Source organism: Nocardiopsis chromatogenes YIM 90109 (assembly GCF_000341185.1).
GTDB classification, from domain to species: Bacteria; Actinomycetota; Actinomycetes; order Streptosporangiales; family Streptosporangiaceae; genus Nocardiopsis_A; species Nocardiopsis_A chromatogenes.
This window is the reverse complement of the sequence record NZ_ANBH01000144.1, coordinates 20,612-46,889: the sequence shown is the minus strand read 5'-3', so window position 1 is coordinate 46,889 and position 26,278 is coordinate 20,612. Positions and strand designations below refer to the sequence as shown.

The 26,278-nt window shown below is 73.8% G+C and carries 24 protein-coding genes; 9 read left to right on the top strand and 15 right to left on the bottom strand.

Translation table 11 applies throughout. The features are described from left to right. The first annotated feature begins 73 nt into the window (after positions 1–73). Positions 74–676, top strand: coding sequence for a TetR family transcriptional regulator (locus tag D476_RS33425; RefSeq protein WP_017624812.1), 603 nt, complete (start codon positions 74–76; stop codon positions 674–676). Between the two features lie 65 nt (positions 677–741). Here the strand turns inward: D476_RS33425 and D476_RS0115270 are convergent, their stop codons facing one another. Next, positions 742–1,272 (bottom strand): hypothetical protein, encoded by a 531-nt coding sequence (locus D476_RS0115270; protein WP_040726413.1) that lies wholly within the window; start codon positions 1,270–1,272, stop codon positions 742–744. Positions 1,273–1,429: 157 nt separating this feature from the next. Here D476_RS0115270 and D476_RS0115265 point away from each other — a divergent pair, with 157 nt between their 5' ends. Next, positions 1,430–2,218: a hypothetical protein gene (locus tag D476_RS0115265; RefSeq protein ID WP_017624810.1), complete on the top strand. Its 789-nt coding sequence runs from the start codon at positions 1,430–1,432 to the stop codon at positions 2,216–2,218. On the opposite strand, the gene D476_RS0115260 is transcribed toward D476_RS0115265, so the two are convergent. Continuing rightward, on the bottom strand, positions 2,190–3,218 hold the full coding sequence (locus D476_RS0115260; RefSeq protein WP_017624809.1) for an Lrp/AsnC ligand binding domain-containing protein: 1,029 nt from the start codon (positions 3,216–3,218) through the stop codon (positions 2,190–2,192). The two genes, D476_RS0115265 and D476_RS0115260, sit on opposite strands and share 29 nt — an antisense overlap. 187 nt (positions 3,219–3,405) lie before the next feature. Between D476_RS0115260 and D476_RS0115255 the strand changes: the two genes are divergently transcribed. Then, positions 3,406–4,950 (top strand): AbgT family transporter, encoded by a 1,545-nt coding sequence (locus tag D476_RS0115255; protein ID WP_017624808.1) that lies wholly within the window; start codon positions 3,406–3,408, stop codon positions 4,948–4,950. A gap of 68 nt (positions 4,951–5,018) precedes the next feature. Further along, positions 5,019–6,230: a M20 family metallopeptidase gene (locus D476_RS0115250; RefSeq protein WP_017624807.1), complete on the top strand. Its 1,212-nt coding sequence runs from the start codon at positions 5,019–5,021 to the stop codon at positions 6,228–6,230. Positions 6,231–7,086: 856 nt separating this feature from the next. Here the strand turns inward: D476_RS0115250 and D476_RS0115245 are convergent. The 3 genes from D476_RS0115245 to D476_RS0115235 form a co-directional block, all read right to left on the bottom strand. After that, complete coding sequence (locus D476_RS0115245; RefSeq protein ID WP_017624806.1) at positions 7,087–7,503, bottom strand: Dabb family protein; 417 nt, start codon at positions 7,501–7,503, stop codon at positions 7,087–7,089. A gap of 44 nt (positions 7,504–7,547) precedes the next feature. Beyond that, positions 7,548–8,822 carry an MFS transporter gene (locus tag D476_RS0115240; RefSeq protein WP_017624805.1) on the bottom strand — a complete coding sequence of 425 codons (1,275 nt, stop codon included), beginning with the start codon at positions 8,820–8,822 and terminating at the stop codon, positions 7,548–7,550. A gap of 171 nt (positions 8,823–8,993) precedes the next feature. Continuing rightward, a complete protein-coding gene (locus D476_RS0115235; RefSeq protein WP_017624804.1) occupies positions 8,994–9,563 on the bottom strand; it encodes a TetR/AcrR family transcriptional regulator in 570 nt (189 codons plus the stop codon). Between the two features lie 158 nt (positions 9,564–9,721). Here D476_RS0115235 and D476_RS0115230 point away from each other — a divergent pair, with 158 nt between their 5' ends. Next, positions 9,722–10,450 (top strand): glucose 1-dehydrogenase, encoded by a 729-nt coding sequence (locus D476_RS0115230; protein ID WP_017624803.1) that lies wholly within the window; start codon positions 9,722–9,724, stop codon positions 10,448–10,450. Positions 10,451–10,545: 95 nt separating this feature from the next. Here the strand turns inward: D476_RS0115230 and D476_RS0115225 are convergent, their stop codons facing one another. From D476_RS0115225 to D476_RS0115215, 3 genes are all read right to left on the bottom strand, one after another. Continuing rightward, on the bottom strand, positions 10,546–11,286 hold the full coding sequence (locus tag D476_RS0115225; protein ID WP_026123526.1) for a siderophore-interacting protein: 741 nt from the start codon (positions 11,284–11,286) through the stop codon (positions 10,546–10,548). A gap of 169 nt (positions 11,287–11,455) precedes the next feature. Next, positions 11,456–12,457 carry an alpha/beta hydrolase gene (locus D476_RS0115220; protein WP_017624801.1) on the bottom strand — a complete coding sequence of 334 codons (1,002 nt, stop codon included), beginning with the start codon at positions 12,455–12,457 and terminating at the stop codon, positions 11,456–11,458. A 60-nt stretch (positions 12,458–12,517) separates the two neighbouring features. Beyond that, positions 12,518–13,570: an alpha/beta hydrolase gene (locus D476_RS0115215; protein WP_017624800.1), complete on the bottom strand. Its 1,053-nt coding sequence runs from the start codon at positions 13,568–13,570 to the stop codon at positions 12,518–12,520. Positions 13,571–13,782: 212 nt separating this feature from the next. Between D476_RS0115215 and D476_RS0115210 the strand changes: the two genes are divergently transcribed. Beyond that, a complete protein-coding gene (locus D476_RS0115210) occupies positions 13,783–14,418 on the top strand; it encodes a maleylpyruvate isomerase family mycothiol-dependent enzyme (protein ID WP_017624799.1) in 636 nt (211 codons plus the stop codon). A 162-nt stretch (positions 14,419–14,580) separates the two neighbouring features. On the opposite strand, the gene D476_RS0115205 is transcribed toward D476_RS0115210, so the two are convergent. Genes D476_RS0115205 through D476_RS0115195 form a run of 3 tightly spaced genes read right to left on the bottom strand, consistent with a single transcriptional unit; the run spans position 14,581 to position 17,578 of the window. Next, positions 14,581–15,429 (bottom strand): ATP-binding cassette domain-containing protein, encoded by an 849-nt coding sequence (locus D476_RS0115205; RefSeq protein WP_017624798.1) that lies wholly within the window; start codon positions 15,427–15,429, stop codon positions 14,581–14,583. Further along, positions 15,426–16,481, bottom strand: a complete 1,056-nt coding sequence (locus tag D476_RS0115200; RefSeq protein WP_017624797.1) for an ABC transporter permease — start codon at positions 16,479–16,481, stop codon at positions 15,426–15,428. The genes D476_RS0115205 and D476_RS0115200 overlap by 4 nt, the downstream gene beginning before the upstream one ends. A gap of 44 nt (positions 16,482–16,525) precedes the next feature. After that, positions 16,526–17,578: a substrate-binding domain-containing protein gene (locus tag D476_RS0115195; RefSeq protein WP_017624796.1), complete on the bottom strand. Its 1,053-nt coding sequence runs from the start codon at positions 17,576–17,578 to the stop codon at positions 16,526–16,528. 337 nt (positions 17,579–17,915) lie between these two features. Between D476_RS0115195 and D476_RS0115190 the strand changes: the two genes are divergently transcribed. Together D476_RS0115190 and D476_RS0115185 are read left to right on the top strand one after the other, a co-directional pair. Then, on the top strand, positions 17,916–20,021 hold the full coding sequence (locus tag D476_RS0115190) for a glycoside hydrolase family 32 protein (protein ID WP_017624795.1): 2,106 nt from the start codon (positions 17,916–17,918) through the stop codon (positions 20,019–20,021). Positions 20,022–20,129: 108 nt separating this feature from the next. Further along, positions 20,130–21,203, top strand: a complete 1,074-nt coding sequence (locus D476_RS0115185) for a LacI family DNA-binding transcriptional regulator (RefSeq protein ID WP_017624794.1) — start codon at positions 20,130–20,132, stop codon at positions 21,201–21,203. 123 nt (positions 21,204–21,326) lie between these two features. Here the strand turns inward: D476_RS0115185 and D476_RS0115180 are convergent, their stop codons facing one another. From D476_RS0115180 to D476_RS0115165, 4 genes are all read right to left on the bottom strand, one after another. Further along, positions 21,327–22,118, bottom strand: a complete 792-nt coding sequence (locus D476_RS0115180) for a sulfite exporter TauE/SafE family protein (protein ID WP_017624793.1) — start codon at positions 22,116–22,118, stop codon at positions 21,327–21,329. 283 nt (positions 22,119–22,401) lie between these two features. Then, positions 22,402–23,028 (bottom strand): rhodanese-like domain-containing protein, encoded by a 627-nt coding sequence (locus D476_RS0115175; RefSeq protein WP_017624792.1) that lies wholly within the window; start codon positions 23,026–23,028, stop codon positions 22,402–22,404. Between the two features lie 552 nt (positions 23,029–23,580). Next, positions 23,581–24,975, bottom strand: coding sequence for an MBL fold metallo-hydrolase (locus D476_RS0115170; protein WP_017624791.1), 1,395 nt, complete (start codon positions 24,973–24,975; stop codon positions 23,581–23,583). Between the two features lie 187 nt (positions 24,976–25,162). Next, entirely contained in the window at positions 25,163–25,432 is a 270-nt protein-coding gene (locus D476_RS0115165; RefSeq protein ID WP_017624790.1) for a metal-sensitive transcriptional regulator, read from the bottom strand. Between the two features lie 233 nt (positions 25,433–25,665). On the opposite strand from D476_RS0115165, the gene D476_RS0115160 reads away from it, so the two are divergent. Next, positions 25,666–26,244, top strand: coding sequence for a dihydrofolate reductase family protein (locus D476_RS0115160; RefSeq protein WP_017624789.1), 579 nt, complete (start codon positions 25,666–25,668; stop codon positions 26,242–26,244). The last annotated feature ends 34 nt before the right edge of the window (positions 26,245–26,278 follow it).

The window sequence follows — 26,278 nt, the reverse complement described above, 5'->3', positions numbered from 1 at the left end:
GGGGGGGGGCCCCCCCGCCAGGCGGCCCTGACGCGCTCCAACAGACCGGTCGGTGGCCGCTACCCTGGGCGCCATGCCTCGTGACGCCGCCGCCACCCGTGCCCGCCTTCTGGCCGCCGCCCGCGACGAGTTCGCCGAGCACGGCATCGGGGGTGCGCGCGTCGAACGCATCGCCAAGCGCGCCGGGGTCAACAAGGAGCGCATCTACGGGCACTTCGGCAACAAGGACGCCCTGTTCGAGGCGGTCATGGTCGACGCCCTCAGCGAGCACACCGAAGGCATCGGGCTGCCGTCCGGGGACATCGCCGAGTACGCCGGGCGGCTCTACGAGTACCACCGGCAGAACCCCCAGCTGCTGCGCCTGCTCATGTGGGAGTCGCTGCACTACGGCGAGGAGTCCGAGCTCCCGGGGCGCGAGGACCGCCGGGCGCACTACACGACGAAGGTGGACGCGCTGGCGAAGGTGCTCGGCACCGGCACCGACCGGCGTACGGCGTCGCTGCTGATGGCGGTGATCGGGCTGGCGGCCTGGCCCTCGATGCTGCCGCAGCTCAACCGCCTGATCTCGGACGTCGCCGAGGAGGAGGCCACGGATGAGGAGGTGGACGCGGCGACGAGGGAGACCATCGTCGACGTGGTCCGCAGGGCGACGGCGGACTGGGGCGACACCGGCTAGCGTGCGCGCCCCGGACGGCCGCCGGTCAGGCGGTCACGCCGTCAGGCGGTCAGCCCATCAGGCGGTCAGGCGGTACGCCAGGCCTCGGGGTAGGCGGGCACCGGGCGGCGGGCCTCAAGGACGGCGCTGAGCCACCACGGGGCCGCGCACAGCAGGCCCGACACGGCCGTCCACACCGGGCTCCACGGCACGAACACGCCGAGGATGAGGACGACCGGGAAGACCAGCGAGAACAGCCACCGGGGCCACACATGGCGCCGCTGCCCCAGGAACGGCGCCACGGTCACGGCGGTCCTGCGCTTCCACATCGGCCCGAGGACCACCGGTGTCAGCACGAACGGCAGCACGCTGAAGGGGAAGCCGTCCCCCGCCTGCCAGACCAGCCCGAGCAGGGTCACCGCGACCGCGGCGGCCCCTCCGGAGAACAGTCCCAGGCCCAGGCAGAAGAGCACGTACGACCGGCGCAGGCGCGCCACCAGCCCCCAGTGCTCGCGCCAGGCGCGCTCGCCGAGGGGCGTGCCGATGAGGGCCTCCATCCGGGCCCACGACTCCACGGCCTGCTGCACGAGGGGCCGTTGCTGTTCAGATGCGGACACGCCGTCTCCGTTCCAGGGGGGGTGCGGCAGAAGGCCGGTCGGAGCACGGATCACCCTATACACCGGCGGACACCGGCACCTCCGCCCCATCGGTACCTCAGGCGCTACGATCGGCCCAGCCAGTCCGAGACGCCCCCGAGGACCCAGAGGACCCCGAATGTCCGACCAGTCCGACCCCGCCCGCACCCGTGCCGAACTCCTCTCGGACATCCTCTTCCCCCGGGACCGCGCCACCGGCCCCGGCGGCGCGCTCGTCACGACCTCCAAGGAGGCCACCGACGACGCGATCCGGCGTGCCCAGGCCCTGGTGGGCGCCCAGGGCAAGGACCCGTGGGCGCACTTCATCCTGGGGCTGGCGCAGGGCCTGCGCTATCTCGACGGCGGCACCCACGCCGACGGCGAGCGCGCCGTGGAGGCTCTGCGCGAGGCGGTCCGCCTGGGCGGGCGCACGGACCCCGACGCCGCGCTGATCCTCCAGCAGCTCGCGGCGACCCTGGCCGCCATGTGGGCGAACGCCTTCACGCGCGACCCCGGGGGCACCGACCCCGCCGGGCTGGGCGAGGCCCTGCGCCTGGCACGCGAGTCCGTGGAGCTGACCCCCGAGGACGACCCCAACTTCTCGGTCCGGCTGGCGCAGGTGGCCGAGTTCATCGGCCAGGGCGCCGACGGGCCCGGCCGGCTCGCCGAGGCGGTGGAGACCGCCGAGCGCGCCCTCGCCGCCGCCCACCCCGACGACCCGCGCCTGTCGCAGTACCAGCACACCCACGCCATCCTGAAGGCCCACCTCGCCGCCGAGGAGGGCTCGGCCGGGACCGCCGTGGACGCCGAGAGGTCGGCCATCCGGGCGGGCCACCTCGCCCACCCCTACGACCCCGCGCAGATGAGGATCATCGGGACCATCCAGCGCGCCCGGACGCTCAGCGCCGGGGGCGGTCCTTCCGCGTGAACGGCAGGCTCGCCTCGCCCAGCAGGCCGTCGGCGCGGTCGATCCAGTAGCGGCGCAGGACCTCCAGCAGCACCGACGAGCGCACGTCGGCCACCCCGGGCAGCGCCGCCAGGTCCTCGGTGATGAAGCGGCCCAGTTCCCTCTCGTCCCGGAACGCGCCGTGGTGGATCAGCGACACCTCCCCCGCGACCACCGACACATAGCGCGCCGACGGATGGGACGCCAGCTTCTCGGCCACGTGCGCGATGGCCCCGGGGCGCACCGTGAGCGACAGGATGACCTCCAGGTGCATGCCCAGGCGCTCCGGTTCGACCTCCACTCGGGGGCGCACGACACCGCGCTCCAGGAGCGACTGCACCAGCCGGTAGGCCGTGGACTGGCTGACGCCGAGCTCCCGCGCCACATCCCCTGAGCCGGTGCGCGCATCGGCGTGCAGAATGCCCGCCACCTCGATCTCATCCCCCGTCAGGGGCCCCGAGGCCGCGGCGGCGCCGTCGTCCTGCTCCGGCACGTGCGTCCGGTACGGCCGCAGGGCCTCCAGGCGCTCGGGCGGCAGCCGGTCGAGCGTCCACGCGTCGGCGCGGGTGATCGGCCTCAGCACCAGGTCCGACTGTCCGGCCCGCACGCCCTCCACCGACGGGATCTCGGTCGTCAGCAGCTCCGTGGCGCGGGTGCGCTCGGAGGGGTGGACCACGCAGTAGATGTCGGCACGTCCGCTGCTCAGGGCGACGAGCTGCACTTCGGGCATGCGCGCGAGCCGGCGCGCCACCTCCACCGCGCGGCCGGATTCGGCGTGCAGCCACATGTGCCGCGGGTGGGCGTCGGAGACGAGCGACCAGTCGAGCTGCCCGACGACCCTCAGCTGCCCGGACGTCTGGAGCCTCTGCAGGCGCCGCCCCACGGTGCTCGGGGAGCTGTCCAGCACCTCGGCGAGCGCGCTGCTGGGCGCGCGGGGGGCGTACTGCAGGGCGGCCACCAGGTCGAGGTCGAGTTCGTCCATCTCCTGTGCACCCACACCTGGATCATAGCCACTATCAGGCCACTCTCTGCTGACTTAATCCACCATTTTCCGGCTTGATATTGACAAGACTCACCACTGCGGTGGACTCTGTCACGTCATGGGACGACGTGACGCAGGTCATGCGGCGCGCGTCCCGCCCCCAGCCCTCCGACCCGAGGAGTCGACGGTGGCCACTGCCGACGTCCGCAGCACCGGCCGCGCCATGGCGGTGCTCATGCGGTTCCTCCAGCTCATCGAGCGCGCGGGCAACAAGCTCCCGCACCCGTTCTGGCTGTTCATCCTGATGGGCGTCCTGGTCGTGCTGCTCAGCGCGGTCCTGGAGGCCCTGGGCGTCTACGCCGTCTCCCCCGCCGACGGGGAGCGCATCGCCGTCAAGAGCCTGATCAGCGCCGAAGGCGTGCAGGTCGTCTTCGGCGACGCGGTCGACAACTTCGCCGCCTTCCCGCCCATGGCGCTGATCGTGGTCGTCATGCTCGGCGTCGCCGTCGCCGAGCGCGCGGGCCTGCTCAACGCGGTGCTGCGCGGCAGCGTCACCCGGGTGCCGGACAAGCTGCTCACCTTCGCGCTGGCCGTGGTGGGCGTGTCCGCCAGCGTGGCCTCCGACGCCGCCTACGTCGTCCTCGTCCCGCTGGGCGCCATGATCTTCAAGGCGGCGGGGCGCAGCCCGATCCTGGGCCTGGTGACGGCCTTCGGGTCGATCTCGGCCGGGTACAACGCCTCGATCGCGCTCACCCCCGGCGACGCCCTGTTCGCCGGGCTCACCACCGGCGCGGCGCAGATCATCGACCCCCGGTACACGGTCACGCCGGTGGCCAACTACTTCTTCACCGCGGTCAGTGCGGTGCTGCTGGCGCTGATCATCACCGCGGTCGCCGAGTTCGTGCTGGCCCCGGCCACCGCCCGGATGGAGGTCGACGGCGACGGCGCCGACGCCGAGCTGGGCGACATGCGGCTGACCGCGGACGAGCGGCGCGGGCTGCGCAACGCGCTGCTTGTGGTGGTGGCCGCCGCGGCGCTGATCACGGCCGCGCTCGTCCCGTCCTCCTCGCCGTTCCGCGGCGAGGACGGCGGCGTGCTCGGCTCACCGCTGATCACCGGAATCGCCTTCATCATGGGGCTGCTGTTCCTGGTGGCCGGTGCGGTGTTCGGCCGCACGACCGGCGCCCTGTCCCGGGCGCGCGAGATCCCCGAGGCGATGGCCCAGGGCGTGCGCGACCTGGCGCCGGTGCTGGTGCTGTTCTTCGCCGCCGCCCAGTTCCTCGCCTACTTCAAGTGGACCGGGCTGGGCGAGGTGCTGGCGGTGCGCGGCGCCGGGCTGCTCGACTCGGCGGGCGTGCCCACGCCGGTGATGCTGGTCGGGATGGTGCTGGTGTGCACCGTCATGAACATCATGATCACCAGCGGGTCGGCGCAGTGGGCGCTGGTGGCGCCGGTGTTCGTGCCGATGTTCATGTTGCTGAGCATCCCGCCGGAGACCACCCAGGCGGTGTTCCGGGTGGCGGACTCCCCCACCAACGTGATCAGCCCGATGAGCCCCTACTTCGCCATGGCGCTGGGCTTCCTGCAGCGGTACCGGCGCGACGCGGGCATCGGCACGCTGCTGTCGATGACGCTGCCGATCTCGGTGGCCATGCTGGTCGGATGGACGCTCATCCTGCTGGCCTGGTGGGGGCTGGGCATCCCGCTCGGCCCCGGCGCCCCGGTGCGCTGACGGCGGCCCACCGCCCCCCATGGGACCCGCTCCCCCTCCCCACACCCGAGCGAAGAGAAGGTGACGACGTGACCGATGCGTCCCTGCCCGGCCCGCCCGGACCGGCCGAGCTGGCCGAGCTGGCAGAGCTGGCCGAGGCGGCCCGGCGCGACCTGGCGACCATCCTCGACGACCTGCGGCGCCTCGTGGAGAAGGAGACCCCGAGCAACGACAAGGGCCTCCTGGACGCCGGACTGGACGACCTGGAGGCGTGGCTGACCGACCGCCTGGGCGACCCGGCCGAGCGCGTCCGCCGCGACGGCGGCGCCAACGGCGACGTGCTGGAGCTGCTCTACCCGGGCGACGGCGGCGGCGAGGTGCTGCTCCTGTGCCACTACGACACGGTGTGGCCCGAGGGGACCCTCGCCGAGTGGCCGGTGAGCATCGACGGCGACCGGTTCAGCGGACCGGGCTGCTTCGACATGAAGGCCGGAATCGTCCAGGGCGTCTGGGCCGTCAAGCACCTGCGCGCGCTGGGTCTGCCCGTTCCGTCGGTCCGCTTCCTCCTCAACGGGGACGAGGAGGTCGGCAGCCCGGCGTCGCGCCCGCACATCGAGCGGGCGGGGCAGGCGGCGGACGTGACGCTGGTACTGGAGCCCAGCCGTGAGGGCCGGGTCAAGACCGGACGCAAGGGCATGGGCCTGTTCGACGTCACGGCCACCGGGATCGAGTCGCACGCCGGGCTCGACCCGGAGGCGGGGGCGAGCGCCGTGCACGCCCTGGCCGAGCTGGTGCCCCGGATGGCGGCGCTGGCCGCGCCGGAGCGAGGGACCACGGTGAACGTGGGCGTGTTCGGCGGCGGCACCGCGCGCAACGTCGTGGCGGGCTCGGCGTCGTGCCAGGTGGACGTGCGCATCCAGGACCCGGCGGAGACGGAGCGCATCGACGCGGGGCTGGCGGCGCTGGCGCCGTCGGACGCCCGGGTGAAGGTGGAGGTCTCCGGCGGGTGGAACCGGCCGCCGATGAACCCCGGCCCGTCGACCGACCGCGCGTTCGCGGCGGCGCGGGAGGTGGCGCGCGGGCTCGGGGAGGACCTGGGCCAGATCTCGGTCGGCGGGGCGAGCGACGGCAACCTGGTCGCGGCGCTGGGGCGCCCGGTGCTCGACGGCCTGGGGGCGGCCGGGGCGGGACCGCACTCGCGCGAGGAGCACGTGAGTATCGGCCGCACGCCGCACCAGGTGGCGCTTCTGGCGGGGCTGCTGACCCGCCTGGCCGGGGACGGGCGCCCGCTCGGCGCCTGACGCCCGGCGGCCGGCGCCCGACGGTTCCGGCCGCCGTTCCTCGGCCGGCCGGTCGAGGAACGGCGGCAGAGCCCACGGGCCCAAGACACGTGTTCCGTTCCGGGTGTGATGGAGGCTCTCAGGCCCGGGAATGGGTGAGGGACATGCCGGCCACCGGGGAAGTGCCCCGATGGGCTGCGTGAACGCGCCGCGGGGACGGCGGTGGGGACCCGCCGGGCCCCGGCCGCACGCCCCGGAGCGCCCACGCGGGTCGGCGAGCAGCCGGGCACCGACCCCGAGACGTCGCGCGACCGGGTCCCGTCGGCCGAGTCCGAAGCAGCCTCTACCGGCGACAAGAGGCCCCAGCCGAGGGCCGGGCGTTGCTTCCGAGCCTCCGATAGATCCCGAAACGGAACAACGGGGCCGAAGACCGGGGAGGCGCCCCGCCCGATCCACCGGGTCCCGTCTCGGGGCGCCTCCCCCCGGACCCTGGCGCGCGCCGGGGCGGCGGGCCGGTCTCCCCTGTCTCCCCGGCCCACTACCGCCTCACCGGGAATCCCGTGAAGACATGGCCGAAACCGGTCCAGTCCGAGCGGATTGATCCACTATTCGACCGCTATGCACCTAGGCTTTGGGCCTCGCCGCGCCCGAGGGCGGCGCGGCGGCCCCGCGGCCGGGCCGCGCACCCCCTCGACGCGCGCCGCGCCCGGGGTGCCCACGGCCTTCCCGGGAAGGCCCACGCCCTCGGCGGCGGCCCGGCCTTCCTCCTCTGGGGTCGGAGGCGCCGCACGGCCCGGGACCGCCCTTGCGCGGAGCGGCGGTCCCGGGCCTCCCTTTCGTCCCCGTCCCCGCCCCGTGCGGGGGCGGGGTGCGGCGGTCAGTCGCCGTGCGGCCCCGGGGCCGCGCTGCCGATGTACTCACCCAGGTCGGAGACCAGGTCGGAGATGTCGGGGATGCTGTCGTACCGGCGCTGGTGCAGGGCCGCGATCCGCTCACCGAAGTCCGGGGACAGGTCGTCGGTGATGTCGAACGAGGCGAACCTGTCGATCAGCGGCAGCCCGATCCGGTCGGTGTGCAGGTGGGCGGGGTGGATGAGGTACTCCCAGTAGCCGTCCAGGTCCTCGATGGCGAAGGTGGCCCCCCACTCGTACTCGCCGCCGTAGTCCGGGCCGACGACGAAGGAGGTCACGGACGGGATGACCCGCCCCTGGTTGCGCAGGCTCTCCAGGGCCTCATCGCGCTGTTCCGGGGTGGTGCCGGGCTTGAGGGTGAAGCGGATGCCGTGCTGGATCATCGTTCTTTCCTTTCGGTGCGGTGATTCGGTGGTGCCGACGGGCCTCAGCGGGAGGCCCCGTGGTCCCGGCCTCGGCGCGCCGCCCGCGTCCCGATGAGGGCGACGGCGGCGCCTGCCGCGAGCGCGCCACCGGTCCAGGTGAACGCGGCGGCGAGGCCGGTGGTCCGGATGAGGGGTTGGACGATGAGCGGCGAGAGGAACTGCCCGAGGAAGACCGCCGTGACCAGGCCGCTGAGGACCCGGCCGCGCCGCTCGGGGTGGGCCAGCTCGCTGAGCCGCAGGTTGAGGTCGGGGACGGTGATCCCGACGCCCGCGCCGCTGACGAGCAGCCCGGCCGCGATCAGCGCGACGGGGCCCACCGCCCCGACCGCCCCGGCCGTGCCGACCAGCAGCCAGCCCGCCCCGAGGAGGGCGACGCCGAGCGCGGTGATCGCGGCGGGCGCCAGGCGGCGGCGCAGGGCCGGGAACGCCAGCGCGCCGAGCGCACTGGTGAGGGTGCTTCCGGCGATCACCGCGCCGGTCAGGGCGGGCCCGCTGCCGTGGCCGCTGAGCAGGAAGGGCAGTTGGGTGGGCGCCATGAAGAACACCAGCGTCGCGACCAGCGCCAGCGCGTAGACGCCGAGGACGCGGCCGGTCATCGTCCGGCGGTGCGGGCCGGGTGAGCGGCGCGGTGCCGCCGCCGGGCGCCCGGCGGGCGGCTCCGTGCGCAGAGCGGCGATGGCGAACACGGCGACGGCGGCCGAGACGGCGTAGATCCAGAACGGTGCGCGCCAGTCGACCGCGGCCAGCACACCGGCCAGGGGCAGGAACACGACGCCGCCCAGACTGGCGAACGCCTGCTGCGCCCCGAGGAAGGTGGCGCGCCGCGGCCCGTCGAACCAGTCGGTGATCATGGCGCCGACCGCCGTCATGATCCCGCCCACCGCGACTCCGAGGAGCGCCCTGGTGGCCAGCAGCACGTACAGGTCGGTGACCAGGAATCCGGCGGTGCCGCTGACGGCGGAGAGCACCAGGCCGCCCACGAGCAGCGGGCGGCGCCCGACGCGGTCGGCGACCAGCCCGGAGGCGGGAGCGCTGACGGCGATGGCGAGCGAGGTGATGGTCAGGGCGAAGCGGACGAGGAGGTCGGCGCCGGGCGTGCCCGAGAACTCCTCGCGCATCGCGGGCAGGCTGGGCGCGATGATCGCCGCCGCCATGATCGTCATCGTCGCAGCGGCCAGGACGGCGGCGCGGGCCGGGAGCGACGGCTCCCGGCGCGCCGGTTCCTGATGCGCGGGCTGCTGACGCGGCCGGGTGGGCCGGTTCGGCGCGAGCGGCATGGGTCGTTCCTCTCTCGAAGGTCCGGCCGGGAGACCGGAAAAGCATGAGTGGTTGACCACTCACTTTTTGGGCCGAAAAGACGGCCGCCCACCCCGTGTCGGTCTCGGGGGAGACGATCCGGGGACCGCGCCGGCGGGGGCGCTTCCCCCGAGATCGACACGGGGCGCGGGTCAGAAGTGGCGGAGCCCGTCGGAGAGCGTCCGCGCCCACGGGGCGTCGATGCGGTTGGCGTCGAGGGCGACCACGAGGTGGCACAGCATGCCCGTGGCGAAGAACCGCTGGACATCGGCGTCCGCCGCCCCGGAGACCCCCCGGACGTATTCGGTCAGCCGGGCGTATCCGGCCCGCACCACCTCGCCGATCACGGGCTCCGAGGCCGCCGCGCACTGCGCGTGCAACTGGAGCAGCAGCAGGTCCCGGTCGGCGATGAGCCGCGCGTAGGCGTCGCCCATCGCGTTCAGGACCGCCTCCGGCGAGCTCCCCTCGGCCTCGGCGGCGCCGTCGCCCAGGCTTTCGCGGATCAAGGCGAAGCAGTGCTCCACCACCGCCGAGAACAGCGCCTCCTTGCCCGGGAACAGGCGGTAGACATAGGCCTGCGAGATGCCCGCCCGCTGGGCCACGTCCGTGGTCGTGGTGCCGAAGTAGCCCCGCTCGGCGAACGCGCTGACCGCGGTGCGCAGGACCGTCCGCCTGCGTTCGTCGGCCGTCGAGAGCTGTCGGCGGGATGCCGGTGTCGTCATGTGAGTAATAAACCACTCACACTCGCCCCCGTCAAGCCGCCCCCCTTCCCCGCCTCTCGAATTCCTATTAGGAATATCCTGCGGCCGCGCCCCGTTCCCCTCATGATCGGGCGACGACGACGGGGCCGCCGCCCGCGTGAGAGACGTGGAGGTCCACCATGGGACGGGTCGAAGGCAAGGTCGCGATCGTCACCGGCGGCGCCCGGGGGCTGGGTGCCGCGCAGGCGCGGGCGCTGGTGCGCGAAGGCGCCCGGGTCGTCATCGCCGACGTGCTGGACGAGGAGGGCGTGGCGCTCTCCGCCGAGCTGGGCGAGGCCGCCGGGTTCGTCCGCCTCGACGTCACCGACGCCGACGGCTGGCAGGACGCGATCACGGCGGCCGAACGGCTCTTCGGCCCGGTGAGCGTGCTGGTCAACAACGCCGGAATCGTGCACAACCAGCCCCTTGAGGAGATGTCCGAGGCGGACTTCCGCAAGGACATCGACGTCAACCAGGTCGGGGTGTTCCTCGGCATGAAGGCGGTCATCGGCTCGATGCGCAAGGCCGGGGGCGGCTCGATCGTCAACATCTCCTCGATCGGCGGCATCATCGCCTTCTCGGGGATCATGGGCTACACCGCCACCAAGTGGGCGGTACGCGGCATGACGAAGGGCGCGGCCCAGGAGCTCGGCCCGGAGGGCATCCGGGTGAACTCGGTCCACCCGGGCTTCGTGGCCACCCCGATGACCGAGGGCTCGGGCGTCGGCGACCTGGCCAGGATCCAGCCCCTGCGCCGCACCGGCGAGCCGGAGGAACTGGCGAACCTGGTGCTGTTCCTGGCCTCCGACGAGTCGAGCTACTCGACCGGCTCGGAGTTCATCGCCGACGGCGGGTACACGTCCATGTGACGGCCACGCTACGGAGCACCTGCGGCCGGGACACCCCTGAAGGCGCCCCGGCCGCCTTCGTTCCCCCGGCACCGCCGACGGATATCGCGGAGGGATCACTCCCCCTTGGGGGCGCCTCCCATGGAACGGCCCTTGATCCAATACCCCCGGGCGGTGACGGCGCCCTTCGGGAGTCCGCAGGCGTCGCGGAGCAGCGTGCGCACGCGCTTGGTGGTACCGGTCTCCGTGGCCACCCACGCACTCCATCCGTCGACTTCGCCCTTCAGCGCCTCGACCGCCTTCGGCAGCCCGTCCTCTTCCACGACCCAGGTGAGTTCGTCGCCTTCGCGCACCGCGGTGGGCAGGTCCATGTCCTCGGCGTGCTGGCGCTGGAGCAGGATCCGAGCCGGGGTCTGCGGGGGCAGCGCGCGCAGGATGTCGTTGATCGCGGGGAGCGACGCGGGATCCCCGACGAGCAGGTACCCGGCGGGGGCCGGGTCCGGGAGCGTGAAGGACTTGCCCGGGTAGACGGTCACCCGGAGGCGGTCCCCCTTCTCCGCCGCGCGCGCCCAGTCGGAGGCCAGGCTCCCCCCGTCGTGCAGGACGAACTCGACGGAGAACTCCCCGTTCTCCCGGTCCACATCGGTGACGGTGTATCCGCGCTGGTACTCCTCGCCCCCGGAGGGGAACCAGAGCCGCAGCCAGAACGCGGGCGGAGTGGCGTGTTCGGCGAGCAGTTCGGGGCCGTGGAAGCGGATCCTGCGGTAGCGGGGCGTCACGTCGGCGGCACCCTGCACCGTGATCCAGTGGTCGGGGGCCCTCAGCACCCGCAGTACGGCGCGTTCAAACCGGCTCATTCCGTCCCCTCTCCAGGCTCCGCAGCGGGCGGCGCGCAATAAGTTTAGGTTAGCCTAAGCTCATTTGCCTTTGCCGCGTCAAGCCCCCGAAGAACGATGCGGGCGGCGGCGGGCGCAACGACGAACGCGCCCCGGCGGAGCACCGGGGCGCGCACGGGTACGGCCCGGCTCACCTGAAGAGGCGGCGCAGCCAGCTCACTCGGGCCGCCCGGGCCGCCCGGGAGATCTCGGCGTCCGGGACCGTCCAGTCGTAGCCGTGGAACCCGCCCTCCCACACGTGGAGTTCGGCGCGCCCCCCTGCCGCCCACAGGCGGGAGGCGTACTCCGCCGCCTCGTCGCGGAACCCTTCGGCGGAGCCCACGTCGAGGAAGGCGGGCGGCAGGCCGGACAGGTCCCCCGCCCGTGTCGGCGCCGCGTACGGGGAGACCTCCGGCCCGCCGCGCGCCTCGCCGACCAGGGCCGCCCACCCCACGTCGTTGGCCGGTCGGTCCCACATGCCCAGACCGTCCATCTGGCGCATGGAGAGGCTGTCGTTGCGGTCGTCCAGCATGGGGCACAGCAGCATCTGCCCGTACAGGCCGGGCCCCTCGCGGTCGCGGGCGAGCAGGGCCAGGGCCGCGGCGAGCCCGCCCCCGGCGCTGCCGCCGCCGACGGCGATCCGCTCCGGGGCGATACCGAGCGACGCCGCGTTCTCAGCGGTCCAGACCAGCCCCGCGTAGCAGTCCTCGATGGGCGCGGGGTGCGGGTTCTCCGGCGCGAGCCGGTAGTCCACGGACACGACTGCGAACCCCACCTCCTCGGCCCAGGAGAGCACCTCCGGCATGCCGAGGCGGTTGTCGCCGACCACCATTCCGCCGCCGTGCGTGTAGTAGAGCGCGGGGACGGGGCCGGAGGCGGCGGCCGGCCGACAGATCATGAGGCGGACATCGGGCGCCGACTCGGGCCCCGGGGCCGCCCGCTCCTCGACGTCGAAGGCGCCGCCGCGCCGCAGCTCCTCGTCGGACACCGCGGCGAACGCCGCCTGCGCGGCGCGGAACGCGGGGACGTCGCCGAGGGTTTCGAGCGGCGGCGGCGCCGCACGGGCCTCCCGGAGCGGGCCCGCGATCTCGGGATCGAAGGGGACCGGAGGCGGAACCGGGGATTCGCGAGAGGGGTCGGAGGGGTCGGACACGGTGGCCTCCTTGGGGGTGGTCGAGGGGGTCGTTCCACCCCGACCATATACCCCCTACCCCTATTTCACCGCCCCTCCCCCACCGGCGCCGGTGCGGGCGCGGATGAAGTCGACCGTCGCGTCCCAGCACCCCCGCAGCGCCTCTTCCGACAGGCCCTCCCACCGGTGGCCGCCGCCGTCGACCAGGCGCAGGTCGGCCTGCGCCCCGGCCTCATGGAGGGCGTCGGCCAGCCGCTCCGCCTGCTTCGGTGCCACCGACGTGTCCTCGCGCCCGTGGAGGACGAGGAACGGCGGCGCATCCGCCGACGCCAGCGCGGCGGGGCTGTTGGCCCGCGCGCGCTTGGTGTCGTCGGCGGGGGCGACACCGAGCATCCGCGCCTCGGAGCTCCCCGGGTCCCGCGGGTCGAAGCGGCTCAGGGGATGGTCGGTGCCGAAGTGCCGGAGGTCCGTGGGCGCGTACCAGGTCACGCAGCCCGTGACGGTCACCCCCGTCGCCGCCTCCGGCCCGGTCGGCGACAGGGAACGGTGGTAGGCCGGTGCCAGGGCGGCCATCGCGGCGAGGTGGCCCCCGGCCGACTCGCCCCACAGCACCGTGCGGCCGGGGTCCACGCCGATCTCACCGGCGCGGGCGCGCAGCCACACCAGCGCCTCGGTCACGTCCTCGACCTGGGCGGGTGCGACCGCCTCTCCGCTGAGCCGGTACTCCGGGCAGGCCACCGCCACCCCCTCCCGCGCGAGGCGCGCGAACGGCCCCGGATTCCACGGCCGGAACCGCTCGCCGAGGTCGTCGCGCCGACCCGCACGCCACCCGCCCCCGTGCACGAAGACCGCCAGGGGGACGGGCTCCCGCCGCTCCTCGGGAAGCCAGAGGTCCATGGCCAGGGGCCGGAGCCTGGGGCGGAAGGCGAAGTGCGCCCCTCGAAGCAGCTCCACGCCCGGAGCGGGGCGGGCGGGCGGTGGGAGCGCGAGCGCGAGGGCGTCTTCGGGGCCGAGGGGGTCGGGCGGGGAGGAGGCGCGGACGGCGTCGTCCGGGGCGGGTGCGGGGCCGGGGACGGTCGGCGCGGCCGCGGCGGTGGAGTCGGAGGGGGTGGACGGCGTTGAGCGAGTCATCATCAGACCTCTCCGCTCGATCGGTCGTGCTCCGATTGTCCTCCGGGCCGGCGCGCCCTGGGAAGGCGCCGTGTCCCGCCTGCGTTCTGTCGGTGCCGGTCGGCAGGATGGCGGAGGCCACCGCCGTCGCGGTGGCGGGACGACCACCGGATCACTGGATCGAAGGAGCGCCCGATGCCCTCACCCATGGCGAGCCTGTCGCGCGGAGCCCGCCGATGAGCGGCCGCGCGGACCTGTGGCCGCTGATCCACCAGGAGCGGGCGGCGCTGGCCGACGACCTGTCGGAGCTGACCGAGGAGCGGTGGGAGACGCCGTCGTTGTGCGAGGGGCTGACCGTGCGCCAGGTCCTGGCCCACCTCACGGCGGCGGCCGCGCTGAACGGGCCGAGGTGGTTCGCGGGCGTGCTCCGCTGCCGGTTCGACTTCGACGCCCAGGTCGTGATGCGCCTCGCCGAGCAGATGGGGGACTCCGCCGCCGAGACCCTCGCCCGGTTCCGGGCGGTCACGGACAGCACGACGTCGCCGCCCCTGCCCAAGCCCGCCATCCTCGGCGAGGTGATCGTGCACGGCGAGGACATCCGGCGCCCCCTGGGGATCGCGAGCGATCGCCCGATCGCCGCGCTGACGCGGGTTGCCGACTACTACAAGGGCTCTGACCAGGTCGTCGTCGCCAAGAGCCGGGTCCGGGGGCTGCGGCTCCGCGCCACCGACGGCCCGTTCGACACCGGCACCGGACCAGAGGTCTCCGGGAGCACCCTGGCCCTGATCATGGCGATGACCGGCCGCTCCGCCCACCTGGACGAGCTCACCGGCGACGGTGTACCGACCCTGCGGGAACGCATGGAGGGCTGACCCGTGGAGGCCTGCCCCGGGGACGCGTGACCCGCCGCCCGCGACCGCGCCGATCCCCCCGGAGGAGGGCGGCACCGGCGGCGGGCGCTCACCCCGCCAGGAGGGGCCATCCTGTTCCGGCCCGGGGCGCCGGGTCCAGGGGCGCCCCGCCGTACACCGCGGTCATGAGTACGCCGGGGCCAGGGCCCCCGCGGGCAGCTCGGCCGGGTCGAGGGCGCCCGTCATCACCGCGACGGCGTCGGACATGCTGCAGCCCGACGGGTCGAGCGTGGCGACCCGCCGTCCCAGGCGCTGGACGTGCACCCGGTCGGCGACCTCGAACACGTGCGGCATGTTGTGGCTGATGAGGATGACCGGCAGCCCGCTGTCGCGGACCCTGAGGATCAGGTCCAGCACGGCGCGGGACTCGCGCACGCCCAGCGCGGCGGTGGGCTCGTCCATGATGACGACCCTGTTGCCGAACGCCGCCGCGCGCGCCACCGCGACCGCCTGGCGCTGGCCGCCCGACAGGGTCTCCACCGCCTGGTTGGGGTTCTGGATGGTCTTGATGCCGAGTTCGCTGAGGTGGCGGGCGGCCTCCGACCGCATCCTGGACCGGTCCAGCATCCGGAACACCGAGCCGAGCACGCCCGGTCGGCGCAGTTCCCGCCCGAGGAACAGGTTGGTGGCGATGTCCAGGGACGGCGAGACCGCCAGGCTCTGGTGCACGGTCTCGATGCCCGCCTCGCGGGCGGCGATCGGGGTGGGCAGCCGCACCGGGCGGCCCTCCACCAGGATCTCCCCCGCGTCGGGGACGATCGCCCCGGACAGGGCCTTGATGAGGCTGGACTTGCCCGCTCCGTTGTCGCCGATGACGGCGAGGATCTCGCCGGGGTACAGCTCCAGGTCGGCTCCGCCCAGGGCGGTCACGTTGCCGTAGCGCTTGACCAGGCCGACCGCCTGGAGGACCGGCTCGGCCGACCCGATCGGACCGGCGGGGCGGCCCACCGCGCCGGTGGAGGTCTGGTTCATCGTCGGGCCTTCCTGATCCACTGGTCGAGGGAGACGGCGAGGATCACCAGGACGCCGACGGCGAAGTTCTGCCACAGCACGTCCACCCCCGCCAGGGAGAGCCCGTTGCGGCACACGCCCACGATGAGCGCGCCCATGACGGTGCCGATGATCAGGCCGCGGCCGCCGAAGAGGCTGGTGCCGCCGAGCACCACGGCGGTGATGCTGTCGAGGTTGTCCATGACGCCCGCCTGCGGGCTGGCCGAGGCGATCCGGCCGATGAGGATCCACGCGCCCACCGCGTAGACCAGGCCCGCGACCACGTACACGCTCAGCAGGACCCGGTCGACGCGCACACCGGCCAGGCGGGCGGCCTCCTTGTCGTCACCGGTGGCGTAGACGTGGCGGCCCCACCGCGTGCGGTGCAGGGCGTAGGCGAGCACCGCGCAGATGAGCAGCATCAGGAGGGAGCCGTAGGTCAGGCGCGTGCCGCCGACGGTGACGACCTGGCCGGTCCACAGCAGCACCTCGGACATGTCCGCGCCGCGGATGGTCTCGCTCCGCGAGATCCACAGGTTCAGCGCGAAGAAGATGTTGAGCGAGCCCAGGGTGACGATGAAGGGCGGCAGCTTCACCCGGGTCACCAGCAGGCCGTTGACCAGCCCGCACGCCATGCCGCAGGCCAGCCCCACGAGCAGCGCGACCGGCCCGGGCACCCCCGCGTCGGCGGACAGGCGTCCCATGACGATGGAGCACAGGACCATGATCGAGCCGACCGACAGGTCGATGCCCATGGTGAGGATGATCAGGGTCTGGCCCAGGGCCAGGGTGCCGATCACCGCGGTCTGCTGCAGGATGAGCGAGATGTTGGGCGGGCTCAGGAAGTTCGGCGCGACCACCGCGAACGCCACGACGGTGATCAGCAGGACGGCCGCCGGGCCCAGGGTGGCCTGGGCGTGCAGGAGCTTCTGGGCCCGGTCCACCAGCGTGGGCGGCCGCTCGTCGTCGGCCGGGGCGGCCGGCGGTGGTTCGGGGCCGGAGGCCGGCACCCGCGGGGTGTTCGATGTGGTCACGGTGGTTCAGCGCTTCCTTCGTGTCGTGGCGTACGGGCGGCCGCTCATCCCCAGCAGTTCTCCAGGCCCCAGGCGCTGTCCCGGCTCTCCACACCGTCCACGGCCTCGTCGGTGATCAGCTCGACCCCGGTGTTGACGAAGTCCAGCCCCTCGGAGGGGTCGGGCGTCTCGCCGGAGTCGGCGTACTCCGCGACCGCCCCCACACCCTGCGCGGCCATCTCCAGGGGGAACTGCATGGAGGTGGCGCCCAGGACGCCGCTCTCGACGTTCTCCACACCCGGGCAGCCGCCGTCGACCGACACGATCACCACGTCGTCCTCCACGCCCGCGGCCTCAAGCGCCTCGTAGGCCCCGGCGGCGGCGGGCTCGTTGATCGTGTAGACGAGGTTGAGGTCGGGGTCGCGCTGCAACAGGTTCTCCATCGCGGTGCGGCCGCCCTCCTCGGCGCCCTCGGTGACGTCGTGGCCGACGATGCGCGCGTCGTCCTCGTCGCCGATCTGGCCGGCGTCGGCGATGTCCACGCCCAACCCCTGGAGGAAGCCCTGGTCGCGGGCCACATCCACGGCGATCTGGTTGGGGTTGAGGTCGAGCATGGCCACGCGCGGCTCCACGTCCTCGGCCTCGAAGCGCGCGGCGGCCCACCGGCCGATGTACTCACCGGCGAGGAAGTTGTCGGTGGCGAAGGTGGCGTCGACCGCGTCGGCGGGCTCGGTCGGTGTGTCCAGGGCGATCACCATGATCCCGGCGGCGCGGGCCCGGTCCAGGGCGGGCACGATCGCCTCGGAGTCGTTGGGGGTGATGAGGATGCCGTCGGCCCCGGCGGCGATGAGGTTCTCCACCGCCTGGACCTGGCCCTCGTTGTCGCCGTCGTACTCGCCGGAGAAGCTCTGCACGCGCACGCCGTGCTCCTCGGCGGCCTCCTCGGCGCCCTCCTTCATCTTGACGAAGAACGGGTTGGTCTCGGTCTTGGTGATCAGGCCGACCAGGACCTCACCGTCGTCGGCCCCGCTTTCGGAGGAACAGGCCACGAGGGAGAGTGCGAGCCCGGCTCCGGCGGTGGCGGCCAGCGCCCGGCGGGTCCACGGTGCGTGCGACATGGGGACTCCTTCGTCGGCGTCCCGCCGACGGCGGGACGCGGGGGCAGTGTGCCTCGTGACGCCAGTCACCAAGACAACGATGACCCGAAAGCTTCATCGCAACCTCGTAGGTCTGTCAACCCCCGCAGACCTAGGGCGTTCACCGAACCGAATGCGCCGATGCGCACCCGTTGACAACGTTGACTCCCGAAGGCAGAGTGATCCGCGTCACCGGCCCCCGACCGCCCACCGGCACCCCTCGAAGGCGCCCCTCGGACGCGTCAGCGCCGACACCTCCGGGGCGCGGTTCGCGGTGGGCACGCCGCACTGACACGGGGAGCGAGATCGGAGATCCCTCATGTACCGACGGCCACGCCCCGACCTCCGGCCCACGTCCCGGCCCACCGCCTGGACCACCGCGATCGCCCTGGCCACCGGCGCCGCCCTGGCCCTCACCGGCGCGGCCGCCCCGGCGGCCGGGGCCGACCACCCCCACCGGCCCCGGATCCACTTCACCCCGGCACAGAACTGGATGAACGACCCCAACGGGCTCATCCACCACGACGGCGTCTACCACCTGTACTTCCAGTACAACCCCGAGGGCGACCGCTGGGGCAACATGTCCTGGGGGCACGCCACCAGCACCGACCTGATGACCTGGGAGGAGCAGCCGCTCGCGCTGCCCTACTCCGACGAGGAGCACGTCTTCTCCGGCGGCATCGTCTTCGACGAGCACAACACCAGCGGCCTGGGCACCGCGGAGAACCCGCCCCTGGTCGCGCTGTACACCAGCGCCTACACCGACTCCTCCGAGCGGCCCGGCATCCAGGCCCAGTCCCTGGCCTACAGCCTCGACGGCGGCTACACCTGGGAGCGCTACGAGGGCAACCCCGTCCTGGACATCGGCTCGGGCGAGTTCCGCGACCCCAAGGTGTTCTGGTACGAGGAGGGCGGCTACTGGGTGATGTCCACCGTGGTGGCCACCGAGCGCAGGGTGCTCTTCCACCGCTCGGACGACCTCGTCGACTGGGAGTTCCTCAGCGGCTTCGGCCCCGCCCACGCCGTCAACGGCGTCTGGGAGGTCCCCGACCTGTTCGAGCTGCCCGTCGACGGCGACCCCGACGACACCCGCTGGGTCCTCATCGTCAACCTCAACCCCGGCTCCGTCGCCGGCGGATCGGGCGCCCAGTACTTCGTCGGCGACTTCGACGGCACCGCGTTCACCCCCGAGCGCCTGCTGGATCCCGGCCCGCCCGACGGCGAGGTCTTCGCCGACTTCGAGGACGGCTACGGCGGCTGGGAGGTCGTCAACGACCTGGACGGCGACGGCGGCGACGGCCCCTTCGGCACCGCACCCGCCGCCGGGACCCTGCCCGACCAGCAGGAGGTCGTCGGCTACGAGGGCGACCGCCTGCTCAACAGCTACGTCGGCGGCGACGCCCCGCGCGGGCACGCCACCTCGCCCGCGTTCACCATCGACCGCGACTACGTGAACATGCTCGTGGGCGGCGGCCACCACCCCAGGAGCGGCGAGGGCGGCCACGCCTCGGTCGACCTGGTCGTGGACGGAGAGGTCGTGCGCAGCGCCACCGGCGACGACACCGAGCACCTGGACTGGGTGTCCTGGGACGTCTCCGGCCTCGTCGGCCGGACCGCGCGGCTGCGCGTGGAGGACGACGCCACCGGCGGGTGGGGGCACGTCCTGCTCGACCACGTGGTCTTCTCCGACGGCCCGGCGGCGGGCCTGACCGACTACGACTGGCTCGACTGGGGCCGCGACTACTACGCCGCCGTCTCCTACAACGACACGCCCGACGACGCCCGCGTCACCATGGCGTGGATGAACAACTGGCAGTACGCCGAGGACACCCCCACCTCCCCCTGGCGCGGTGCCATGGCCCTGCCCCGGCGGCTGGAGCTGGAGACCGTCGGCGGGCGGCCCCGCCTGGTCCAGAACCCCGTGGACCAGCTGGAGTCGATCTACGGCGCGCCCGTCTACGAGCGCGACAGCGCCCCGGTGCCCGGGAGCGGGCTCGACCTGCCGCCCGCCGAACCCGGACAGGCCTACCAGGTCGAACTGACCCTGCGGCCCGGACAGGCCCAGGAGATCGGCCTGCGCGTGCACGAAGGCGCCGACCAGGCCACGGTGATCGGCTACGACACCGCCGCCCGGGAGCTGTTCCTGGACCGCTCCGCCTCCGGCGACACCGGCTTCCACCACGCCTTCACCAGCCGCAGCGCGGTCCCGCTGCCCCTGGAGGGCGGGGGAGTCCGCCTGCGCGCGGTCGTGGACACCTCCTCGGTCGAGGTGTTCGCCGCCGGCGGCCGGGCCACGCTGACCGACCTCGTCTTCCCCGACCCCGACGCCACCGGGATCTCCGTCTACGCCGACGGTGGCGGCGGCTCGGTCGAGGACGTCACCGTCCGTCCGCTCGGCCCCGATCCGAGCGGTGCGGCAGAATGAGTCCATCCCCCCGCGAACCCGAGCGGTAATGAGCCCCGGGGCGGCACCGCGAACGTGCCGCCCCGGGGCTCATACGCCCGGGGCGCTGCCATGGTGTCCGGAGAGTAGATGCAGGTGTCGGTGAACCAGAGTGAGAGGGACCGGCGGGCCGCGGCCGGAGAACCGGTGCGCCGGGCGACCATGCGCGACGTCGCGGCGTTGGCCGGGGTGAGCATCAAGACGGTCTCGCGGGTCATCAACGGTGTCTCCACCGTCTCCGACGACCTGCGCGACAGGGTCACCCGCGCCATCGCCCAGCTCGACTTCCAGCCCAACCTCGCCGCCTCCAGCCTGCGGCGCACGGACGGCGCCACCCGGCAGATCGCCCTGCTGCTGGAGGACGTGGCCAACCCCTTCTCCGCCACCCTGAGCCGCGCGGTGGAGAACGTGGCCCGCGAGCACGACACCCTGGTGTTCACGGGCAGCCTGGACGAGGAGCCCCAGCGCGAGCTGGAGCTGGTGCGCGCCGCCACCCTGCACCGGGTCGACGGGATCATCATCGTCCCGGCCGCCCCGGACCACGGGTACCTGCACCGCGAGATCCGCACCGGCACGCCGGTGGTGTTCGTGGACCGGCCGCCGCAGGGCCTGGCCGCGGACTCCGTGCTGGCCACCAACACCGAGGGGGCCCGCGAGGCGGTCCTGCACCTGGCCGACCACGGGCACACCGAGATCGCCTTCCTGGGGGATGAGACCTCCATCGCCACGGTCGGCGAGCGGCTGGCGGGCTACCGCAGCGCCCTGGCCGAACGCGGCCTGCCCGAGCGCCCCGGGCGGGTGGCCGTGGACCTGCCCGACCCCGAGACCGCGGCCCGCGCGCTGGCCGCCATGCTCGACTCCGAACACCCGCCCGAGGCCCTGTTCACCGCCCAGAACCTCGTGACCATCGGCGCCATCCAGACCCTCCAGGAGCGGGGGCTGCACCACGACGTGGCCGTGGTCGGCTTCGACGACTTCCCCATGGCCGACCTGCTGGTGCCGCGGGTGACCGTGGTCGCCCAGGACGTGATGCGCATCGGGACGCTGGCCGTCCAGCGCCTGTTCGAGCGCATCGCGGGCGACGACGGCCCGCGCCGGGAGGAGCGTGTGCCGACCACGCTCATCCCCCGCGGCTCCGGGGAGATCCCGCCGCCGGGGCACTGAGGGCCGGTGCCGACTGCGTTCCGCGCCCGCCCACGGGGTCGTGGTGCGCTCTGCATGCGCTCTTCCGAGCGGATGAAGGCTTCGGCGCCGCGTCGGCGGCCGGACGTCACCGGCGGCGGGCGCTCACCCCGCCAGGAGGCCGGGCGCCCACAGTGCGGCCGCCGCAGTGCCCGCCGCCACCACGAGGACGGCGACGCCGAAGGCCATCTGCAGGCGGTCGGCGGCGATCCGGCGGGACAGCCGCCCCATCGCCAGGGAGGTCGCCACGGCGGCGGCCGCGAACCCCGCGATGACGCCCGCGTCCGCCCCGTCGACGGGCGCCGCCCCCAGGTGCGCGCTGAGCCCGGACGCGGAGTTGAGCGCCACGACGACGAGCGAGGTCGCCACGGCCTCGGCCGCGTCGAGCCCCAGCAGGAGGGCCAGCGCGGGCACGACCGCGAACCCGCCGCCCACCCCGAACAGGCCCGTGAGCAGGCCGACCGCCGCACCCGCCAGGACCGCCTTCGGCAGGCACCTGCGGACGTCCACCCCGCCTGTTCCCGTGCGGCACGCCCCGCCCCCGCCGGAGGAGGAGGCGAGCATGCGGACGGCCACAACGGCCATGACGGCCGCGAAGCCGAGCATGAGCCAGCGCTCGGGGAGCTGCCGCCCGATCGCCGTGCCCGCGTAGGCCGCCGGGAGCCCCGGCACGGCGAACGCGAGCGCGACGCCCCAGCGGATCCGGCGCTGCCGCAGGCGGGGCACGATCCCGGCGACGGCGGAGGCCCCGACGACGGCGAGCGAGGCCGGAATGGCGGCGTGGACGGACATGCCGACGCCGAACACCAGGGCGGGCACGGCGAGGACCGATCCGCCCGCGCCGAGCAGCCCCATGAGCGCGCCGACGGCCACGCCGGAGACGGCCGCCGCTAGCATGCCCGTCTCCGGGCGGATGCCCTGCTGCGCACCCGGCGGCCCGCGGGGTCCACCGCCGCGCCGCTCGCAGGTCCGGAGGCAGGGCCAGGCGCAGATCCGGTCGCAGGGCCGGTCGCAGCCGCCCTCCGATCAGCCGTTCCCCGGCCCCTTTCCGAACGTCCCCGAAGGGGGCCGACGGCCACGCGAGGGCCGACCACCGCCATGGCGCCCTCCACCGCCCTCTCCCGTTCGGCCGCCGGGGCGCCGCGCCCCGCACCGCGGGGCGCGGAACAGCCGTCCGTGCTCATCGGGTCTCCTCCCCGCCGGAAACGGACGCCGGGCCGGTCAGGGCGGCGAGCATCGTTCCCGAGTCGCAGGAGACGGTGCGGTTCCACGGGAGGAGGCCCAGGACGCGGGCCATGGCGCAGGTGTCGGTGACCGCCGCGAACACCAGGCCCGCGCCGATGAACGCGGCGATCCAGGTCAGCGGCGGGTAGGCGAGCCCTGCCAGGACCGACACCAGGACGACGGCCCCGGCGGTGAAGCGGACCTGCCGCTCCATGGACCAGGTCCCGCTCCCCTTCTCGACCGGGGCACCGGAGGCCTGCCAGGCGGTGACGCCGCCCTGGAGGACGCCGATCCCGGTCAGCCCGGCGGCATCGACCAGCGTGCGGGCCTCTTCGGCGCGCATGCCCGAGCCGCAGACCAGCACGACCGGGTCGGAGTGGTCGGCGGCCAGGTCGGCCCGGTGCTCGCGGAGCAGGTTCAGGGGGACGTTGAAGGAGCCGGGGATGTGGAGCGAGGCGAACTCGCCCGGGGTGCGCACGTCGATCAGGCGGGTGCGGGGGTTGTTCCCTCTCAGCTCGCGTGCCTCGTCGACCGTGAGGGCGGCGGGCGTCGCGGAGGATGCGGAGGGAGTGGGTTCGGTCATGGTTCCTCGATCTCGGTGGATGGGGCGTGTGAGGGGCGCAGGCCGGTGCCGGGCCGGGAAGGTGAGGCCGTCGGCCGCGCTCGTGCGCTCATGGCGGCCACCGGTCGGCCCCGGTACCGGTGGCGGGCGGGAAAGGCGGGGGACGGTTGACGGGCGGAGGTGGAGGGGGACGGCGCACTCTGCGGCAGCGCTGACGATTGCACGGAGTGTGTGCGCCACGGCGGAGGGCGGCAACGGCAGAGCTGGGACCCCGCTCGCGGACCCGGCTGGGCGGGAGGCCGTCCGAGTGCACGGGGGCGGCGACGGCGACAGCGGGGCGCTTCCCGGTCTCGCCTGCCGTCCGGAGGCCGCTCGCGGTTCAGGAGAGCGGTGCGCGGCCGGGCGGGCGGGTGGTCACCCACGTTCGTGGCGGCCGCCGGGCCAGTGCGCCATCCCCGCGACGGTCTCGCATTTCAGGCATAACGGGCGCATGGGGAGGGGGTTCGGTGATCCCGGGTGGTGGAATCACCGCCTGATCGCTCCAAGGGCGGCGATTCCGCCACGCACGTCGGCTCACGCCGCGACCATCGGCACGCCCTCGGGTTCCGCGTGGGCGAAGGCGTCGTCCACGAGGACCACCCGCCGACCCGCACGGGCCAGCAGCGACGCCGCCGCCGTCGCGCGGTAGCCGCTGCCGCAGTGCACCCACACCGCCCCGGCCGGGACATCGGCGATGCGCCCCGCCAGTTCCGGGAGCGGGATGTGCACCGCACCGCGCACGTGCGAGGCGTCCCACTCGTTCTTCAGCCGCACGTCGAGAACGACGTCCGGGGCGGGCAGCCCGTCGGGGACCGACCCGTCCAGCGCGTCGGCGAGGCCGCCGAAGGTCGCCGTGGGCAGGGACACGAGCTGATCGGGCGAGGCCGCCAGCTCCTCCGGCTCACCGGTGGCGGCGGCGTCGACCCGGTCGATGCCGATGCGCACCAGCTCCCGGCGGGCCTGTGCCACCTGGTCGGGCGTCTCGCCGAGCAGGGTCAGCGGCGCGCCCCACTCGATCATCCAGCCCAGCCAGGTCGCCATCGGCCCGTCCAGCCCCAGGCTCACCGTCCCCGCCAGGTGGGAGCCGACATAGGCCTTGCGGTTGCGCAGGTCCACCACCCACTCGCCGCGCCCCAGGCGGTCGCGCAGCTCCTGCGGGTCGGCCTGGGCCGGGGCGCGCAGGTCCACCGGGTCGGGCCCGGCGAGGTTGGCCACGCCCATGTGCGCGTAGTACGCGGGGTAGGCGTCGAGCCCGTCCAGGGTCTCCCGGACGAAGTCGTCGGAGGCCAGGCGCAGCGCCGGGTTGTGCTCCTTCTCCCGCCCCAGGGTGGAGTCGTCGCCGGAGGCCTGGGTGGCCGAGCAGAAGCTCCCGAAGCCGTGGGTCGGCCACACGCGGGCGCCCTCGGGAAGCAGCTCGGCGAGGCGCCGGGCGGAGGCGTGCTGGTGGCGCGCCAGGTCCTCGGCGTGGTGGTGGCCGAGGAGGTCGGTGCGGCCGGTGGTACCGAAGAGCAGGGACCCGCCGGTGAACACGCCTTCGACCCCGTCGGGGCCTTCGAGCGCGTAGGAGAGGTGGTGGAAGGTGTGGCCCGGGGTGGCCAGGACCTTCACGCGTATGCCGGGCGAGATGTCGAGGACGTCGCCGTCGGAGAGCGGGACGCGCTCGAAGGGGACCTCGTCGGCGGCGGCGACGCCGTAGGCGGCCCCGGTCAGCCGGGACAGCTCAAGGCCGCCGGAGACGTAGTCGTTGTGGATGTGGGTCTCCAGGACGTGGGTGATGCGCACGTCCAGGCGCCCGGCGAGGGCCAGGACCCGGTCGACGTCGCGCTGCGGGTCGACGACGAGCGCCGAGGTTCCGTCGGTGGCGAGGTAGCTGCGGTCCCCCAGGGATGAGGTGCTGATGACGTGGACGTCGATGGCCGTGGTGGTCATGGGTGCCTCCCGTGTCGGGCGCGGGCATGGTCGGCGGGGGATTCGGTGCGGGTTCGGGGAAGGGTGGGCGGGCACGAGCGCCGGAACTCCATCTACACTCCGTGCGCGATGACTACTGAAAGTCGCACACCCTGGGGGGTATCAAGCGGGCAAAAAAGGACGGCGCGCGAGCGCGCCGGATCCTCGGTCAGGCCAGGGCCAGGAAGAGTTTCTCCAGCTCCTCTTCGGTCATGGGCGGTTCCTCGCCGTCCTCGCGGGCCTGGCGGCAGTGCCGCATGCCGCTCGCGACGATCTTGAACCCGGCCCGGTCGAGCGCCCGGGAGACCGCGGCGAGCTGGGTGAGCGTGGCCTTGCAGTCGGCCCCCTCCTCCATCATCGCGATCACCCCGGCGAGCTGGCCCTGGGCGCGGCGCAGCCGCGTCAGGGCATCGCCCACCAGTTCAGGGGTCATCTCCATCGTCCACCGCCCTTCGTCGCGACCACGGTACCCCATACCCCTACCCGTACGACAAGGCGCTGGGAGAGAGGGCGCCCACAGGGGGCACAGGCCGAGGGGCGGCAAGGATCGGCGCGCGGAACGAGCCGTCGGTACGCCGGAGGACGGACGGCGGTGAGTTCCTGCGATGACTTCCAGCGCTGATCGCGGTCCAACTCCACGAACGGCAACCGGACGCGAACACGGAGGGCACCATGGCCGCCACGTATACCTTCGACGTCTTCACCACCATCGACGGGTTCGGCTCCACCAGCGGGGACTGGCCCGGCTACTGGGGCAAGCAGGGACCCGAGCTGCTCGACCACCGGCTCGCCCTGTACAGCGAGGACCAGCGGATGGTCTTCGGGGCCGCCACCTACCGGGAGTTCACCGAGCTACTGGACCCGGACGCCGGGCTGCCCGAGGCACTGGACCCCTGGGTGGTCCGGATGCGGAGCCTGCCGATGACGGTCGTGTCGAACACCCTGGAGGAGCCGCTCGCCTGGCCGGGCGCGACCGTCGCACGCGGGGACGCCGTCGACGTCGTCGCGCGGCTCAAGAAGGAGTCCGACGTCCCCCTGCGCTCGCACGGCAGCCTGTCGATGAACCGGGCACTGATGGCCGCGGGCCTGGTCGACCGCGTCCAGGTCACGCTCTTCCCCGCGATCACCGGGCAGACGGGGAGGTCCCCGATCTTCGCGGGCGCGGCCGACTTCGACCTGGACCTGATCGAGCAGCGGACGCTCGACGGCCGCACGCAGGAACTCGTCTACCGGCCCACCCTGCACGGCTGACCTCCGGCCAGGGCAGGCCGATCGCCGAGGGCTG

What these genes read in the sequence shown, in the direction of transcription:
- D476_RS0115165 (WP_017624790.1), bottom strand. Translation starts at nt 25,432, where the DNA reads ATGGAGATGACCCCTGAACTGGTGGGCGATGCCCTGACGCGGCTGCGC.
- D476_RS0115205 (WP_017624798.1), bottom strand. Translation starts at nt 15,429, where the DNA reads ATGAACCAGACCTCCACCGGCGCGGTGGGCCGCCCCGCCGGTCCGATC.
- D476_RS0115180 (WP_017624793.1), bottom strand. Translation starts at nt 22,118, where the DNA reads ATGCTAGCGGCGGCCGTCTCCGGCGTGGCCGTCGGCGCGCTCATGGGG.
- D476_RS0115160 (WP_017624789.1), top strand. Translation starts at nt 25,666, where the DNA reads ATGGCCGCCACGTATACCTTCGACGTCTTCACCACCATCGACGGGTTC.
- D476_RS0115265 (WP_017624810.1), top strand. Translation starts at nt 1,430, where the DNA reads ATGTCCGACCAGTCCGACCCCGCCCGCACCCGTGCCGAACTCCTCTCG.
- D476_RS33425 (WP_017624812.1), top strand. Translation starts at nt 74, where the DNA reads ATGCCTCGTGACGCCGCCGCCACCCGTGCCCGCCTTCTGGCCGCCGCC.
- D476_RS0115245 (WP_017624806.1), bottom strand. Translation starts at nt 7,503, where the DNA reads ATGATCCAGCACGGCATCCGCTTCACCCTCAAGCCCGGCACCACCCCG.
- D476_RS0115195 (WP_017624796.1), bottom strand. Translation starts at nt 17,578, where the DNA reads ATGTCGCACGCACCGTGGACCCGCCGGGCGCTGGCCGCCACCGCCGGA.
- D476_RS0115230 (WP_017624803.1), top strand. Translation starts at nt 9,722, where the DNA reads ATGGGACGGGTCGAAGGCAAGGTCGCGATCGTCACCGGCGGCGCCCGG.
- D476_RS0115260 (WP_017624809.1), bottom strand. Translation starts at nt 3,218, where the DNA reads ATGGACGAACTCGACCTCGACCTGGTGGCCGCCCTGCAGTACGCCCCC.
- D476_RS0115235 (WP_017624804.1), bottom strand. Translation starts at nt 9,563, where the DNA reads ATGACGACACCGGCATCCCGCCGACAGCTCTCGACGGCCGACGAACGC.
- D476_RS0115175 (WP_017624792.1), bottom strand. Translation starts at nt 23,028, where the DNA reads ATGACCGAACCCACTCCCTCCGCATCCTCCGCGACGCCCGCCGCCCTC.
- D476_RS0115190 (WP_017624795.1), top strand. Translation starts at nt 17,916, where the DNA reads ATGTACCGACGGCCACGCCCCGACCTCCGGCCCACGTCCCGGCCCACC.
- D476_RS0115210 (WP_017624799.1), top strand. Translation starts at nt 13,783, where the DNA reads ATGAGCGGCCGCGCGGACCTGTGGCCGCTGATCCACCAGGAGCGGGCG.
- D476_RS0115215 (WP_017624800.1), bottom strand. Translation starts at nt 13,570, where the DNA reads ATGATGACTCGCTCAACGCCGTCCACCCCCTCCGACTCCACCGCCGCG.
- D476_RS0115170 (WP_017624791.1), bottom strand. Translation starts at nt 24,975, where the DNA reads ATGACCACCACGGCCATCGACGTCCACGTCATCAGCACCTCATCCCTG.
- D476_RS0115185 (WP_017624794.1), top strand. Translation starts at nt 20,130, where the DNA reads ATGCAGGTGTCGGTGAACCAGAGTGAGAGGGACCGGCGGGCCGCGGCC.
- D476_RS0115240 (WP_017624805.1), bottom strand. Translation starts at nt 8,822, where the DNA reads ATGCCGCTCGCGCCGAACCGGCCCACCCGGCCGCGTCAGCAGCCCGCG.
- D476_RS0115225 (WP_026123526.1), bottom strand. Translation starts at nt 11,286, where the DNA reads ATGAGCCGGTTTGAACGCGCCGTACTGCGGGTGCTGAGGGCCCCCGAC.